This is a genomic window from Nannocystis sp. RBIL2 (assembly GCF_026626745.1).
Lineage (GTDB): Bacteria > Myxococcota_A > Polyangia > Nannocystales > Nannocystaceae > Nannocystis.
Genome location: NZ_JAPNJW010000002.1, coordinates 3,171,299 through 3,186,524 on the forward strand (window position 1 = coordinate 3,171,299; position 15,226 = coordinate 3,186,524).

Sequence of the window (15,226 nt, forward strand, 5' to 3'; positions counted from 1 at the left end):
CGCGCAGGGTGCGACGGATCGCCTCCAGCGGCAAGCCACCTCCGTCTCACGGTGGGCGAAGCATTCCTTCGTGACTGGCCTGCCCGCGGCGGAGAGCGGTGCGCACGACTTTTCCGAGCAGATTCCGCACAGTCGAGCGGCACCGAGATCCTCGAGACGCTTCGTCCCGTGACCTGGCGCATCCTGGAACTCGCCTTCGCCCGCGGATGCTCTTATGAATGGACCTCATGGTTCGGACATGACGCAGCTCGGCACACACCCTCTCGACGACGAGGTCATGCGCCTGCTGTCGGACAGAGCCTGTCCTTCAGGACAGATTCCGCGCCGCAACATCGCGCGGTCGTCCGCGCGACGCGCTCACGCCCGGCCCGCGCCCCGCGAGCGGACGGAGCCCGGCGCGCGCTTCGGCGGCGGCGCCGCGTGAATCAGGCCCCGCGCCAGCATGTCGCCCCCGAGCGCGCAGAAGTAGAGATAACCGCGACGATCGCCGAAGCGCTCGACGTCCAGCGGAGCATCCGCGGCGACGCGCATCAGCGTGCCGAGACCGCGAGCCACCCCGACGTCGCCCGGCGGAAACACGTCGAGACGACCGAGGCCGCGCAGCAGCACCAGGGCCGCGCTCCACGGGCCGATGCCGGGCAGCTCGCCGAGCGTCGCTAGCGCGTCGGGCGTGGCCAGGCCGGCGATCGTCGCCTCCGCCAGCTCGCCGGACGCGATCGCCCGGGCCAGGTGGCGCAGCACCTCGGCCTTGCGCGCGCTCAGGCCGCACGCGCGCAGCGTATCGACGCGAGCCGCGGCGACCGCCTGGGCGGTCGGGAAGGCATGAAAGCGGCGACCCGCGCGCTCGATCGATCTGCCGAAGCGCTCGACGAGGCGAGCGACCACCGCGGCGCCGGCGTCGAGGCTCACCTGTTGGAACGGCACCACGTTGGCGAACACCTCGAACCATTCGGCGAACCGCGGCGGCCGCATCCCGCGCAGCGCCAGGCCGGTGGGGCGGAGCCTGCGATCGGCGGTGGTGAGCCGCAGGAGCGGCGCGGGATCGACGTCGAGGCCGAGCACCTTGCGCAAGACGGCCGCGAGCTGCGGACGCGCCGCCGGCGACACGTCACCGTGCGACACCAAGTATCGCAGGTCGGGCGCGTCGACCGTCCCGCGATCCTCGACCTCGACCAGTACGAGCTCTCCGGCGATTGTCAGCACCCGCTGATAACGGCCCTCGTCCCACACGTCGACGCGATTGCTCGGCCGACGCTGCAGTACCCGGACCGTCGCTTCGAGATGGAACGGCGCGGGTGTGGCGAGCGCCTCGCCGCCGTCGCGCTCGCCCGGATAGGTCACCCGCGCGCCCTCGACCACCGCAAAGGGGGTCATACGATGCGGCGAGGAGCGCGAGAGGCCGGTGATGTGCTCGACCCGGGCCCCGCGGGCCGTGAGCGCGTCGGCGACGAGCGAGCGGTGGCAACGCCACGGCACCGCCTCCGCGCACATCAGCGCGACGCTCCCCTTCGCGGCCCAGCCGCGGAGCTCGGCCAGCCCGGCCGCGAATTCGTCGGTCTGCATATAATCGGCGTAGCCCCTGAAGCTCCGATTGCGCCACGCGCTGTTCGTCGCGTCCTTGCCGGGGCGCCGCAGACCTCCGAGGCGCGGGAGGTGCACGTATTGCAGGCGCCGGCGACGAAGGGCCGCCTTCAGGACGTCGCCCTCGAATTGCGGGTTGTGCCGCGAGCGAGGGATCGTGCGGATGTCCGCGACCACGGCGACGTCGAACGAGCGCAGCAGCGCGACCAACTCGTCGAAGGTCCGCGTCGAGTGGCCGATCGTGTAGATCGGCACCCCCTTCCAGCGATTGCTCGCACTCGTAGGCATCGCACCCCGGGCTCGCGTCGGCGAGCCTCGCCCGAGATCTAGCCGAAGTGTCGCTCCACCTCGGCGCGCCCGGCCGTCGCGCCCCTTCACGGTGAGCGGAGCGCCACGCCACGAATCGGCGAGCTGCAGCGGCGCAGGGCGCGCAATCGCGCATCGGCCCAACGCCGGCCGGCGACCGTGCTGTCGCCTGCCGCTCGAACTTGCTGTCTCGCTCCACTCCGCTTGTCTCGACGGCCCAGCGACCGCGCCTCACCATCGACGCCGGCGCTCACGGTTCATGTCGGTATCCTGCCGAGAAAATAGTCATCGCCTTCAGGCTTCACGTCGCAATAGATGTGTTTGCCGTCGCAGACCGCCTTGATGGAGCCTATCTTCCGGGACGGCCAGACGGCGAGCTCCTCGAAGACACCTCCCTCGCTCGGCACGCGAAGCACTGCCTGCACCGAGCTTCGCCCGGGATCGAGCGGCCGCTCCGCCATGATATAGAGGGACTTGCCGTGAATGATGAGCTCCTCGAGGCGCCCGAAACCGTGCCTGGGGGCGGACAGGTAGGGCGCCTCGTCCGGGCACGCGAAGACCTCCTCCCAGGTCGCCGTCGAGCGGCCACCCCCGCCGCCCGGTGGGTCGATCACGAGCTGAGACGCCTCGCCCTCCGCGGAGAGACGCAGCAAGTTGTTGCTCCGCCCGTCCACGAAGTACACGTATTCGTCGTCGCTCGCCAGACCCGAATCTGCGTCGACCCCCACCATCGCCACGTCCGCGGCTCCGCCCGCGCGCGGGATGGTCGCTATGGCCCAGCCGTCACCGGGCCAGAGGGCGCGACCCGGCACGATCGAGGCGAAGATACGATCGCCGAGGAGCGCGAGGTACTGCCCGCACCCCTCGGGAAAGAGCAGCCCCGAGGCCAGCTCCTGCGCGGCCCCGCCTCGCTTCGGGCACGTCATGACGCGGCAATCCCAGACATCGTAGGGGCTCTCCTCGTTCACCCAGTAGATCGCGTCACCGACCAGCGCGAGCGTCTGGATCCCTCGCTGCTCCCGGACGACCACCTCGGCGGCGCCACCTTCACGCGGCACCCTCCGCAGATCGCACTCGTTGGAACTGCGGCCCGCCTTGAACCACGGAGGCACGCCCCGGCTCACCCAGTAGACGTGGCGCTCGTCGACTGCGAGCTGGATCGCGTAATAGTTGGGGACCTTGTCGAGCTCCGTGATCTCGGCGGTCCGCTTGTCCACCCGGTAGACCGCGTCGCCCGACGTGAAGTAGACGGCCTCGTCGTCGACCGCCAGATCTTCGGGATCGAGCCGCTGTGAGGGGCTCAGGGAGAGGTTTCGAAAGCGCTCGGGCCAGCTCGTCGTCATCGTCATGATTCCCTCGGTCCGGGGCCGACGCGGCCAGCGAGCGAATCCGGTCGACCGTCGCCAGCGCGGCGACCTGCGCACGGAGAGGGCGCTCCACGGTCGCGCAGGAGTATCCCGCCGCCGCGCGTCGGGCACAAGCGAGCACGGGCCAGCGACACGGTGAAGGCCACTTCGCGCGGCCGTCCCGCGGGCGACCCCCCCAGGCACCACTTCGCCGGCGGACCGCGCAGGTCCGCGCATTCCTCGATGCATCGCCGGAGGGTAATCTGGCGCATGGCCACGGATCTCAGCACAGCCTTCAATCCCATGGCGCCGGATCAGGTCGACGATCCGTATCCCCTGTACGCGCGGGCGCGCCGCGAGCAGCCCGTATTCTTCGCCGAGAGCCTGGGCGCATGGGTCGTGACCCGCTACGCCGACATCGCCGCGGTCACCCGCGACACCGAGCGGTTCTCCTCGGCCAACGCGCTCGAGTCCTCGGCCGTGTTCCCGGACGAGGTGATGGACATCCTGCGCACCGGTTATCTGGAATTCCAGTCGCTGGTCCAGAGCGACCCGCCCGACCACACGCGCGTGCGCAACGTCTTCAACAAGGCCCTGTCGCCGCAGCGGGTCGCGGCGCTCGAGCCGAAGGTCCGTGCGCTCGCCGACGAGCTGATCGACGGCTTCGTGCATGACGGCGAGGTCGAGCTGATCGGGCGCTTCGCGTTCCCGCTGCCCGGCACCGTCATCGGCGAGCTGCTCGGCGTCCCGCGGTCCGATCTGCCGCGGCTCAGGAGCGGCTCGAACGCGAAGCAGATCCTGCTCGCGGGCGCCGCTCCGCCGGCGCTGCTGGCCGAATGCGCCCGCGAGTTCGTCGACCTGCAGCGCTACTTCGGCGCGCACATCGAGGCCCGGGTCCACGAGCCGCGCGGCGACCTGCTGACCCTGCTCGCGCCGATCGACATCGGCGGCACGGCCCCGCTGACGATGCAGGAGGCCGTCTCCAACGCGATCGACCTGCTCGCCGCGGGCCACGAGACGACCACCGACATGATCGGCCACGGCATGACGCTGCTCATCGCCCACCCCGAGCAGCTCGCGGCCCTCCGCGCCGACCCGTCGCTCGTCCCCGACGCGGTCGACGAGATCTTGCGCATGGAGGCGCCGGTGCGCGGGATGTTTCGCCGCGCGACTGTCGATACCACGCTCGCGGGCGCCGCGCTGCCGGCCGGCGCGCGGCTGTTCCTGGCGTACGGCTCGGCGAACCGCGACGAGGAGGCGTACCCCGACCCCGGCGTGTTCGACATCCGCCGCCGCCCCGCGACCCCGCACCTCGCGTTCTCGAAGGGCATTCATTACTGCGTCGGCCACGCGCTCGCGCGCCTCGAGGGCCGAATCGCATTCGAACGCCTGCTCGCGCGCCTCCCCGGCGTCCGCCTCCACCCGACCCAGCCGGCGGAGCGCCGCGCGTTCATCCTCCTGCGGGGATATGAGCGCCTGCCGCTCGCGTGGGACGCGGCGCCCCGCGGGGCGAACGCATGAAAACCTGGCCGGCCGCGGCGAATCCTATCAGGCTGCCCACCGCGCTCGCCGTCGACCTCTCAGTCTTTCATGGTCGGTAGGACAGCGATGGAGCACGAGGCCGTGGCTCGCGCAATCATGAGAGTCGCCACGGCCGCGCACAGTATGTCGTCGCGCCAGTGGTCACGGCGGACGGAGCTCGACGCTGGTGCGGTCGCGCGAGACCTCGTGGATCTCGAGCCTGGCGACGTACTCGTCGAGGCCGAGGGCGCGCAGCGCGGTGGGGGAGAAGGCGCGGAACAGCACGCGCGCCTCGGCCGATAGCGGTCCCCGAGCGGCGCGTATCGTCGGCACGCGGAGCCGGAACTCCCGCTCGCCCAGCGGCCCCAGCGCGTTCGAGACGTGCTCGGTCGCGCGCCAGGGAAACAGCACCGGCTCTCCGCGCTCGTCGACGAGGATCGAGCCGAGCTGCAGGAGCTCGGCGGTGCCCGGCCCCGCGCGGGACGAGCCGCGCGGCTCCCCGTCCGCGTCGAGGGTCCCGGTCGCGAACACGATTCGATCCGCGCCGTCGCGGACGACGACCTCGATCCAGGCCTGCCGATTGAAGGTCGACCCGGTGGGAAAGTTGTGGGCGGAGATGTTGTTCTCGACGGTGACGAGCAGGTCGACGACCTCGCCGGCGCGGACGGACGTGGCCGCCGCGGTGATGTCGACCCGCGCGGACCCTGCGAGCAGCCGCTTGACCTCCGCGCGCACCGACGCCTCCTCCTCCGCCGTGACGAAGCCCTCCAGGAGCGGGATGCCGGCGCCGATCCAGGCGTGACGGTGGAGCGTGCGCGTGGGCCCGCCGGCGACTGCCTGACCCTCGTAGCTGGGCATGTGGCAGCCCTGGCACTGGACGCCGGCCGCCGCCGCGGGAGACCCCAGCCATTCGCCGTAGGGGCGCTCCAGCACGAGGCCGCTGACCTCGCGGAGGTCGTGACAACCAGCGCAGAAGCTCGCGTCCCCGTGAAGCGGCGAGAACTGTGATTCGTGGGCCGCGCTGACGGCCGGCTCGGCGATGGTGCCGCGCATCGGCCCGGCCGGGTCGAGCACGTGGCCGCTGTTGTAGGGTCGAGCCAGGGACGCGACCTTGTGGCAGCTCTCGCAGGTCACGCCCTCGAGAGTGATCGGCTGCAGGTCGGCGAATTCGAAGCCCGGCACGATCTCGCCGCCGCGGGTGCCGATCGGGCTGTGACACTGCAAGCAGAACATGTCCTGCTTGCCGCCGTAGTGCTCCTGGCGAACGGCGACGAACGCCCGGAACACCGGATCGATCATGGCATAGGCGTGACCCGAGGTGCTCCATTCGCGGTAGTGCGCCTCGTGGCACAGACCGCACTGCTCCGCCGAGACGAAGCCGTCGAGGGCGACGGTGGGCTCCCGGGGCATCGAAAGCGCGTCGAACAGGAGCTCGTCCGGGTCGCTCGGGCTGCCGCCGCCGCCGCAGGCGAGCGGAATCAGGGTCAGGATCGTGCGGAGCGTTTTCATGCGTCCCTCGGGCTCGAGGCCGATCTCGACGTCGAGTCGCCAGGATGTTGCGCGGCAGATGTATCACCCGCCCATTGGCGGGCAACGGACGCGCCATGCGCCGGTGAGGGGTGACACGGCGCGCCATTCGCCCGTATGCGATGGATGTCTCGAAGGACATGAAACAAAGAGGACCTGTGGGACACGGTCGACCGAAAGTCTGCACACGAGTCCGGCGAATGGCATGCCCGTCTCGAGCCGAGAGCGTCGAGGGCGTGAATGCGCGCCCCCCATTTTAAAATGTCATGAGCATTGATTCGTACGCCCAGGTGCTCCGCGAACCCACGAACGTCTGTTCATGGCTCGACAGCCGCCAGCGGCGCCGTACGTCTGCGCCGCGCGCGGGCCGAACTCGGCGGAGCCGCCGGCTGCACCGCGTCGGCACGGCGCCCGTGGAAGCTCCAGCGCGCTCGAGGCGCGCGAGCCTCGCGGCCGCCGCCCGTCGAGCCTCGCGCACGCCGCAAAAGGCCGAGGACGTGACGTACCGAGGAAGACTTCGTCGGCCACGTTGCAGGTACTGTCGATGCCGACCCCGACGCACGCTGGATCTTCGTCCTCGACAATCTCAACACCCACAACTCGGAGGCGCTGGTGAGATTCGTCGCCGCCCGCTGCGGCCTCGACGCGCCCCTGGGAGTGAAGGGGGAGAGCGGCATCTTGCACAAGATGGAGACGCGCGTCATCGCCTTCTTCAACAAGTGCATGGCCAAACCCTTCAGGTGGACCTACAAGGGCAAGGTTCTGGCCGCATGAGCGATAACGCCCCGCACTTGCGCCCGGCAGCACTAGTCGACGCACGTTCGGCAACATCCGTCGGGGTGACCGCTGCGTCGCCTGTGGCCACGGCGAGGGCTGCTCGATCGGCCAGGCCACTGATGGCCTGTTGCGCGCCGAGCTCGAACAAGCGCCGGAGCCGAGCTGGCGGTGCGGACCAGAGGTCGGCGGTCGCTGGGCATGTCGATGCGGAGCTGAAGCCCCGACCTGCGATGAGCTCGAGCATTCCTGGACGTGCCCGTTTCGGCCCCGTCTCGGGGCGGATGCCTGCGAGTCGTACAACGTCGCCGACGGGCTGCACCACTTCCCCGCCCCCGACGTGCCGTGCGATCGCCAGCTCGCGGCGGCGCTGGCCGCCGAGGGGCAGGCGATCGTCGCCGAGATCGAGGTGTGCGACGAGCTCGCGTGCGACGCGGCGCCCTTCACGTTCGCCGCCGAGGTGCGGGTCGCCGCGCCCGCCGAGCGCGCGGGCCTCGTCCTCGCGCGCTTGCAGGCCGAACCTGAGGCCGACGGCCTCGCCGTGCTGGTCCGTGACTATCGCACGCGCTGCCCCGGCGGCGATTGAACATTCGAACATGTCCATAACGACATGTTCCAGAAAACACCTTGTTCGAGCGCCCGGGTCGACGACGCGATCCGCACGAGTGCTGACCCCGCCGTCGTCCGCGCCGCTCCTGAAAACGCGCGGGCTCACGCGCTCGCAGGACGCTCCCGGGGGAAGCCGGTCTCGACGAACTCGTGGATGTCCGCGCGCATCTCCTCGATCACGACCGCCAGCGCCTCGTCGTCGAGGCCCGCGGTCTCGACCTGCGGCCCGATCCACACGCTCACGGGCCCGCGTGAGAACAACCAGGTGCCCTTGCGATTGACCTGGTAGGCGCCGTGGACGGCGATCGGGACCACCGGCGCGCCGGCATCGCGGGCCATGAAGAAGACGCCCTGCTTGAACCGCTGGACGTGACCGTCACGGGTCCGGTGGGCCTCGGGAAACACCAGGATCGAGATCCCGCGCGCCATGCGGTCGCGGGCGGCGGTCATCAGCGCGGCCGTGCGTCCGCCCGCCTCGGAGGGCACGGGGATCCCGCTGGTGATCCGCATGATCCAGCCATAGGCGGGGATCTTGAAGTGCGAGGCCAGCATCAACCCGCAGAACGGCCCGGGGATGACCCGGCAAGCCACGTGAGCGTCCATGAAGTTGACATGGTTCTGACAGAACACGCTCGGGCGGGTCGGGTCGAACCCGGGGTCGTGGATCACGCGAAAGCGCGGGTAAGCGAGGCGAGTGACGTGCGACATCAACTGCGCCGCCTTGCGGTTGAGCCGAGGCCCACCGCCGCGCACGAGCGCAAAGACGACGAGGTAGAGGATGACGCCCGTCATCCACGCAAACCCGAGCGTCCAGACGAGGATCGAGGTGAGATAGCGGATGACCCGCGCTGGGAAGGACATGGGCACCTGAGGGAGCGAAGTGAGCTCGAACCTGAAGTCCGGGCTTGAACGGTGCTTTTACCAGAGTATGCCCGGCAAAACGGCGAGAACCCGTTCTCGTCGCGCGATTCACCGCACAGATGCAGACCCGCCGAAGGACGCCGAGGATCGCGCCGCTCGCCGGGGCCAACCTCGCGCAGCCTATCCGCCCACCGCCGCGCGCTCGCCAGCGAGAACCTATTGATCATAGCGCGCCGACCGATGCCGCCCGAAAGCTGCATCCCTCCGACGACAATGCGCAAAGAATCGACGTCCCCCTGCGTAGCGAGCGTTCCCCGGACAGCTCGTCGACGCTCGGATGCGCGGCCGCACCGGGGTCGATCGCGGCTACAGCCGCGACATTGTCCGCTGGGATCTCCGCGAGTCGATGACCGCGCGCGACGTCGAGTGCATCCTGCTGCGCCCGCGAGCGGGTGCCCGAGGCTCGACCTCGCATCGCCACCGACAACGGCCCGCAGTTCATCGCCCGCGACTTCCGGCATGACGCATGTCCGGATCTCACCCGGCTATCCCCAGTCCAACAGCAAGCTCGAGCGCTGGCACACGCGAGCGGGAACTGCTTCCTTGCTCTGCCAGAGAACGAGGCCCGGGCGGACCTGTTTTTTGGCCACCGGACGGCCACCGCCAGAGCTACCCGGGCACCGTGAACCTGGGCGCGATGCGCGATGCGCCGGCCGACGGCTCGCGTCGGGCTTGCGGGGGGCGTGCCCCCTGGGCTAGGGTGCCCGCCGGCTCAGCGGAGCGGGTTCCGCTCTGAATGTGGCGCCGCGGCCGGCATGACGGACTCGACGACGACAACGCCTGAACCATCGGCAGCCACGCCGGGCCCGCAGGAGACCTTCGCCGCGCTCTCGCTGGCGCCTCCGCTCGCCCAGGCGCTCGCGGTGCTGGGCCTGTCACACATGACGCCGGTCCAGGCGCACGCGCTGCCGAGCCTGCTCGAAGGCAAGGATGTGATCGCTCAGGCCAGCACGGGCAGCGGCAAGACCGTGGCGTTCGGCCTGGCCCTGCTGGCTTGCGTCGACGTCGACCTCGCCCGCGTGCAGGCGCTCGTGCTCTGTCCGACCCGGGAGCTCGCCGATCAGGTCAGCACCGTCCTCCGGCGCCTCGCGCGGTTCATCGCCAACCTGAGGGTGGTGACCCTGTGCGGCGGCGTGCCGGTGCGGACGCAGAAGCCGGCGCTGCAGGCGGCTCCCCACATCGTCGTCGGCACCCCGGGGCGGATCCTCGATCACCTGGCGCGCGACAACCTCGAGCTGTCCGGCCTGCGCGTCCTGGTGCTCGACGAGGCCGATCGCATGCTCGACATGGGCTTCCTGGAGTCCATCACCGCGATCGTCGAACAGGCCCCGAGCTCGCGGCAGACGATGCTGTTCTCGGCGACCTATCCCGAGGACATCAGGGCGCTGAGCCGCCGGCTGCAGCGCAATCCCGTGACCGTCACGGTCGACGACGTCGTCAGCCGCGCCGACATCGAGCAGACCTTCTTCGCGGTCGAGCCCGCTCGCAAGCTCGACGCGCTCGCCGCCTTGCTGTCGCAGCACCGACCCGAATCGGCGCTGGTGTTTTGCCACACCCGCAACGATGTCCGGGAGGTCAGCGCCCAGCTCGCCAGGCGGGGCTTCTCGGTGCTGGCGCTGCACGGCGAGCTGGAACAGCGCGAGCGTGACGAGGTGCTGTTGCGCTTCGCCAACAAGAGCTGCGCCGTGCTGGTGGCGACCGATGTCGCGGCCCGCGGCCTCGACATCCAGGAGCTCTCGATGGTCGTCTCGTGGGAGCTGCCCACCGATCCCGATGTCCATCTGCACAGGATCGGCCGCACCGGCCGCGCGGGGCGCAAGGGGCGGGCGCTGGCGCTCTGCTCGCCGTTCGAGCGCGAACGGGTCGCGGCGCTCGAGCGAGCGCAGGGGACGCCGCTCCGCTGGGAAGCGTTGCCCAGCCCCGACGACGACAGGCCGACGCGGCCGCCGATGACGACCCTCGTCATCGAAGGCGGCCGACAGGACAAGCTGCGCGCCGGCGACCTGCTCGGGGCGCTCACCGGCGACATCGGCCTCCCGGGCGAGGTCGTCGGCAAGATCGACATCCTGGCCCGCCATACCTACGTGGCAATCCGCAGCGACCGCGCAGAGCTGGCATTGAAGGGGCTGCGCGCCGGCAAGATCAAGGGCCGGTCGTTTCGCGCCCGGGTGCTGAAGTGACGACGAGCCCGAAGTCCAAAGATCCGCTGCACGGCATCACCCTCGAGGCCATGGTCAACGACCTGGTGGCATTCTTCGGCTGGGAAGAGCTCGGCCGGCGCATCTCGATCCGCTGCTTCACCAGCGAGCCGAGCGTGACGTCGAGCCTCAAGTTCCTCCGCAAGACCCCCTGGGCCCGAGAGAAGGTCGAGAGCCTGTATCTCTTCGTCCAGCGCGAGCGCAGGCGGCAAGGATTGTAGGTAGTCGTTCGAGCTACCCGATCACGCCGCCGGTGAGCTCGGAGATGCTCTTGCCGGTCACGACGGAGGCCAGGCTGAGGCCCCAGAGCACGACCAGCGCCAGCAGCAGCAGCGGCTTGTAGACGATGTACTCGCCGCGACGCTTGCGCACGATGACGATCTGCAAGCCAAAGCCCAGCAGCATCAACGTGGTGAACCCAAGCAGCAAGTACGAGACATCGGCGGACATGGCTCGGTGAGTAGCACGTTGCAGCGTGCGCGAAGGCATCCGCAGCGGGTGATCTTCTTCACGAATCGAATCAGCACAGACAGAGAGACTGACCCCCTCCTGATCCGTCTGGGTATCCCCTCACACGCTTGCTTGCCTCTTCAGAGGCCATTGCCTCGGCTGACGCTGAAGCATCGCCTTCGTCCCCCTTCGCCCGCCGCATGTCCAAGGCCCTGTCGATCTGCTCGAAGCAGTCACGGATGTCAGGTGGGATGTCGTCGCGGTGCAACGGCAACAGGGTCTCGCGGCGTCTTCCCGAGCTCGCGCAAGACGGCTGGCAGGTCGCCATGGTCGTCGTAGGGGATGACCTGAATATTCATCTCGCGGTCCCATCGGCCCCAATCGTTCGGGCTAGCGCCACCACCGGCGAGCGCATCGTCGTCTCCACAGCCTCCTGTCCTCCGAGACAGGCAAACTCGGCGACGATCGCTAGCGGTCGACTGATGGTGCCGGCGAGGGACTCGACGGCGCTCACGCGCCAGGGCGACGTGCGATACGCTGGACACGTGCAGCGTAGCGCTGTCGCTCGCCGCGAAGGACGAGGACGACCTCGAGCGGCTGGCCGAATGGCCAGCGCAGCGCCGACCTCCGCCGTGAGCACGACGCGGCCGGGTCGGCATTGCAAGTCGGGCCCGGGAGCTCGCGGCAAATCACGCGCGTATCGTGCAGGCTGCAGGTGTGCCAGGTGCTCGAAACGCCGTGGATTGGGCTGCCTTGGCGATTGGGTCGTCGGCGTCGAGGTCGAATCCGACTCTCGTTGCGACGCAAGGACCTGTGGATCGCGCGCCACGCCCCTGACGCGACCCGTATGTGGACGTTCGAGCAGGTCTTCGGACCGGCCAACGAGGCCGAGGGCTGGCGCATCGCCGCCGCTCCCAACGGCGACGTCGTCGTCGTCGCCACCTTCAGGCTCGGCGACGGCTACGCGAACTGGCTCGGCCGGCTCGCCGGTGGATGACGCAGGCCGCGAGGTCGTTCAACGGCGAGCGGCACGCGCCGGCCACTCCGCGCACGTGAGGATCTCCGCGCCCCTGCTGCGAAAGACGGTGTCGACGAGGAGCTCATGGACCGCCGGGTCCTGGTCCGCGCATCCGTCACGGAGCACGGTCAGCCCGTAGCCGCGGTCCGACGCGTCGTACAGCGTGGCCGCGACCATGGCGCTCGTCGCGACTCCGGTGAGCGCGAGCGAGTCCACGCCGCGGGCGCGCAGCACCAGATCGAGATCGGTCCCCGCGAACGCGCTCGTGCGTCGCTTGAGCACGACGACGTCGTCCGCGGTGACCTCGAGCGCGACCTCCGTCCCCGGCGACCCCTCGTGGAAGAAGTCACCGGCCCGATGGAAGGCCGCGAAGACCTCACCCGCCAGGTCCGCGCCGTTGGCCCGAAACGCGGTGCGCACGAACACGACCAGCACGGCGGCCGCCCGGGCTCGCGGCAGCAGTTCGGCCACTGGCGGCACCACGGCCCTCGTGAACGGGTAGTTGTCGAGAATCCCGGCCTGGAGGTCACCGACGATCAGCGCGCTGCTCACGGCGCGAGCTTCTCCAGTCGGAGGCCCACCGTCAACAGCATCGCAGCGAAGCGGCGACCCGTCGCGCGTCTCGGCGGCACCATCGTCCCGCCGGCACCGACCGCTCCTCGCTCATGGAGATGGAGCGATCGGGCTGCCGCCGGTCGCGTTGTACCATTCTCCGAAGTCGATCACCGTGGTGACGCCGCGCTCGACCCGGAAGTAGCCATTGACGTCGGCCTCGACGGGCCCGCCATGGGTCGGCACCGTCTGCAGCATGATCTCATGATACCCGTCGCGCAAGGGCGGCAGCGCGATCGACCACGGGGAACTGGAAGCGCCCGCCCTGACGGGGACGATCGGACCGGCGATCGGCGGCACGGCGTCTTTCCAGTCGTCGCCGACGATCCGCACCGAGGTGCGGATCTCGAGGTCCGATTCGGTGTTGTTGTGGAAGGCCCCGTGGATCGCCGTCGGTGTGAACTCGACGGCCGCTTCGAGCGCGCGCTGCTCCCCGCCGCTCATGCCGGGCTCCGGCGCTACGCTCATGGCGGGCGCCGGCGCGACGCTCTGTTTGGCGGCGCAAGCGGAGAGCGACGCGGCGAGGAGGAGCGCGAGCAGAGCAGCAAAGTCGTGCATGCGGAGCCAGGGTAGCCGCAGCGGCGAACGGGACGGCCGGGCGGGCCGGTGAGTTTGTGCATGTGCCGCCTGCGAGCACACGAATCAGCGCATGCGCTCGGCGCGGCTCAAGCGGCGGGCGATCCGGACTCCTACCATGCTAGACTCCTCGCCTACGCCGAGCTGAGGGGATTAGAAATGTACAAAGAGACATGTTTGCTTGGGCTGGTGTTTGTTTCGTGTGCGCCGGCGGGGACGACCACGAGCGCGACGGGGTCGACGGGGTCGACCCACACCGGGACGAGCGCACCGACCAGCAGGGCTTCGACGACGGACGGACAGGGCGACGCGACGAGCCCCACGGACACGGGGAGCACGGGCGGACCGCCAGGAGGGAGCACGGAGAGCACATCGGCGGACAGCACCGGCCTCTCGTCGACGGGGAGCACCTCGGAAGGGAGTACCGGCGCGACGACGGGCGGCGATGCTCCCCCTGTGCTGTGCGGCGACGAGATGCTGTGCGTCGACGACGCGTGCTCGGGGCGGCTGCTCGGTGAGGAGAAGTACACGGTGGGGCTCCGCGTGGCGCTCGACGAGTGCGGGGACATCGTCCTCACGGGTCGGCATCGGGACCCCGAGCCGAAGCTGGGCTTGCCCGAGCCGGCCGGGCTGGATGATGCCTTCGTGGTGCGGATGGATCGCGCCGGAAATTTGAAGTGGTCGCGCTCGTTCGGCGCGGTCGACGAGCTCAACGCGGCCACGGAGGCGAGCTTGACGACGCTCCAGCTCGGCCCGGACGGGAGCGTGTTCGTCGCGGGCCGGACCTATCATGACTTCGCCGTCGACGGGGTCATGTGCGAGGTCGACGAGCCGTCGCTCTTCATGCTCAAGCTCTCCGCCGACGGGGTCGCGCAGTGGTGCAAGACCCTCGCGGACTCTGGGGTCGTCGTGGTGTCCGAGATGGTGCTCGTCGACGATCTTGCCGTCGTCGTCGGTACATGCGTGGATGAACTCAATCACCTCGAGCTGTTCGTCGCCCGGTCGTCGCTCGACGGCGCCGGCGAGATCGACCATGTGTGCATCGGCAACGGTGACCATGCGTTGCTGTCCGGGGCGACGGTCGACGCCGGGCAAGTGGTCGTGTCCGGCGAGTTCCATGGTCCATTGAGCCTCGGGCGAAAGCAGATGGTCGCGGCCGATCACGACCTCTTCATCGCTCGATTCGACCCGCTCCTGTGGGAGCCGAACGCGCCGCCGCCGTGGGACTTCGTCGAGCAGGTCGGAGGCCCCGGGCTCGATCGCGGAGGGGGGATCGCGCGTGGGCACGACGGGTCCCTTGCGCTCGTCGGCGCGGCGACCGACTGGCCAGAGTGCGAGAACGGGGACGGGCTGCCGAAGGGCGGCTATGACGCGCTCTTCGTGACCTTCGAGCCCAGCGGCGACGAGTACGTGCGGACGCGGACGCTCTGCTACGGCTCCGCGGCGGATAGCATCGGCTATTACCCGGTACCGCTGCCCGACTCGGGGTTCGCGTGGCTGGGGCGCGAAGAGGGAGGCGTCGTGTTTGCCCCGCCCCACCAGATCGGACCGGACGCCGACCCGAAGTTCTTCGTCGCCACGTGGCTCGCGGGGGTGGGCGTGACCGCGACGCATGCGCCGTCCGGGAGCGATTTGACCGCGACCAGTGCCCTCGCGGTCGACTTGCTCGGAGCCGTGGTGACCGGCTCGTCGGACAATCACCTGTTCCTGTTGCGACTCCGGCCCGACCTGACCATCGCGCCATAGCAATCGAGGTCCACCCGATCGCGCTCGGCCTGTTGCGTATG

Annotated in this window: 14 protein-coding genes; 7 read left to right on the forward strand and 7 right to left on the reverse strand. The window is 69.8% G+C overall.

Going from position 1 to position 15,226, the window contains the following annotated elements:
- Positions 1-357: 357 nt before the first annotated feature.
- Positions 358-1,869, reverse strand: a complete 1,512-nt coding sequence (locus OV090_RS37755) for a DUF488 family protein (RefSeq protein WP_267709584.1) — start codon at positions 1,867-1,869, stop codon at positions 358-360.
- A 275-nt stretch (positions 1,870-2,144) separates the two neighbouring features.
- A complete protein-coding gene (locus OV090_RS37760; protein WP_267709585.1) occupies positions 2,145-3,236 on the reverse strand; it encodes a hypothetical protein in 1,092 nt (363 codons plus the stop codon).
- A gap of 300 nt (positions 3,237-3,536) precedes the next feature.
- Here OV090_RS37760 and OV090_RS37765 point away from each other — a divergent pair, with 300 nt between their 5' ends.
- Complete coding sequence (locus OV090_RS37765) at positions 3,537-4,754, forward strand: cytochrome P450 (protein ID WP_267709586.1); 1,218 nt, start codon at positions 3,537-3,539, stop codon at positions 4,752-4,754.
- 162 nt (positions 4,755-4,916) lie between these two features.
- Here OV090_RS37765 and OV090_RS37770 read toward each other — a convergent pair whose 3' ends face one another.
- Entirely contained in the window at positions 4,917-6,263 is a 1,347-nt protein-coding gene (locus tag OV090_RS37770; protein ID WP_267709587.1) for a multiheme c-type cytochrome, read from the reverse strand.
- A gap of 630 nt (positions 6,264-6,893) precedes the next feature.
- On the opposite strand from OV090_RS37770, the gene OV090_RS51185 reads away from it, so the two are divergent.
- On the forward strand, positions 6,894-7,055 hold the full coding sequence (locus tag OV090_RS51185; protein ID WP_346660409.1) for a hypothetical protein: 162 nt from the start codon (positions 6,894-6,896) through the stop codon (positions 7,053-7,055).
- A gap of 340 nt (positions 7,056-7,395) precedes the next feature.
- On the forward strand, positions 7,396-7,641 hold the full coding sequence (locus OV090_RS37780; protein ID WP_267709588.1) for a hypothetical protein: 246 nt from the start codon (positions 7,396-7,398) through the stop codon (positions 7,639-7,641).
- 125 nt (positions 7,642-7,766) lie between these two features.
- Here the strand turns inward: OV090_RS37780 and OV090_RS37785 are convergent, their stop codons facing one another.
- Entirely contained in the window at positions 7,767-8,525 is a 759-nt protein-coding gene (locus OV090_RS37785; protein WP_267709589.1) for a lysophospholipid acyltransferase family protein, read from the reverse strand.
- A gap of 815 nt (positions 8,526-9,340) precedes the next feature.
- Here OV090_RS37785 and dbpA point away from each other — a divergent pair.
- Positions 9,341-10,765 carry an ATP-dependent RNA helicase DbpA gene (dbpA, locus tag OV090_RS37790; RefSeq protein WP_267709590.1) on the forward strand — a complete coding sequence of 475 codons (1,425 nt, stop codon included), beginning with the start codon at positions 9,341-9,343 and terminating at the stop codon, positions 10,763-10,765.
- Entirely contained in the window at positions 10,762-11,004 is a 243-nt protein-coding gene (locus tag OV090_RS37795; RefSeq protein ID WP_267709591.1) for a VF530 family protein, read from the forward strand. Before dbpA ends, OV090_RS37795 begins: the two co-directional genes overlap by 4 nt.
- 13 nt (positions 11,005-11,017) lie before the next feature.
- Here OV090_RS37795 and OV090_RS37800 read toward each other — a convergent pair whose 3' ends face one another.
- Positions 11,018-11,233, reverse strand: a complete 216-nt coding sequence (locus OV090_RS37800; protein WP_267709592.1) for a hypothetical protein — start codon at positions 11,231-11,233, stop codon at positions 11,018-11,020.
- A gap of 796 nt (positions 11,234-12,029) precedes the next feature.
- Here OV090_RS37800 and OV090_RS37805 point away from each other — a divergent pair.
- Positions 12,030-12,230 carry a hypothetical protein gene (locus OV090_RS37805; RefSeq protein WP_267709593.1) on the forward strand — a complete coding sequence of 67 codons (201 nt, stop codon included), beginning with the start codon at positions 12,030-12,032 and terminating at the stop codon, positions 12,228-12,230.
- An 18-nt stretch (positions 12,231-12,248) separates the two neighbouring features.
- Here OV090_RS37805 and OV090_RS37810 read toward each other — a convergent pair whose 3' ends face one another.
- Positions 12,249-12,803 carry an isochorismatase family cysteine hydrolase gene (locus OV090_RS37810; RefSeq protein WP_267709594.1) on the reverse strand — a complete coding sequence of 185 codons (555 nt, stop codon included), beginning with the start codon at positions 12,801-12,803 and terminating at the stop codon, positions 12,249-12,251.
- Between the two features lie 111 nt (positions 12,804-12,914).
- Positions 12,915-13,502, reverse strand: a complete 588-nt coding sequence (locus tag OV090_RS37815) for a hypothetical protein (protein ID WP_267709595.1) — start codon at positions 13,500-13,502, stop codon at positions 12,915-12,917.
- 393 nt (positions 13,503-13,895) lie between these two features.
- Here OV090_RS37815 and OV090_RS37820 point away from each other — a divergent pair, with 393 nt between their 5' ends.
- Positions 13,896-15,185 (forward strand): hypothetical protein, encoded by a 1,290-nt coding sequence (locus tag OV090_RS37820; RefSeq protein ID WP_267709596.1) that lies wholly within the window; start codon positions 13,896-13,898, stop codon positions 15,183-15,185.
- Positions 15,186-15,226 lie beyond the last annotated feature (41 nt).

Coding starts and splice junctions, on each gene's coding strand:
- dbpA (WP_267709590.1), top strand. CDS start 9,341: ATGACGGACTCGACGACGACAACGCCTGAACCATCGGCAGCCACGCCG.
- OV090_RS37765 (WP_267709586.1), top strand. CDS start 3,537: ATGGCGCCGGATCAGGTCGACGATCCGTATCCCCTGTACGCGCGGGCG.
- OV090_RS37770 (WP_267709587.1), bottom strand. CDS start 6,263: ATGAAAACGCTCCGCACGATCCTGACCCTGATTCCGCTCGCCTGCGGC.
- OV090_RS37755 (WP_267709584.1), bottom strand. CDS start 1,869: ATGCCTACGAGTGCGAGCAATCGCTGGAAGGGGGTGCCGATCTACACG.
- OV090_RS37785 (WP_267709589.1), bottom strand. CDS start 8,525: ATGTCCTTCCCAGCGCGGGTCATCCGCTATCTCACCTCGATCCTCGTC.
- OV090_RS37760 (WP_267709585.1), bottom strand. CDS start 3,236: ATGACGATGACGACGAGCTGGCCCGAGCGCTTTCGAAACCTCTCCCTG.
- OV090_RS37800 (WP_267709592.1), bottom strand. CDS start 11,233: ATGTCCGCCGATGTCTCGTACTTGCTGCTTGGGTTCACCACGTTGATG.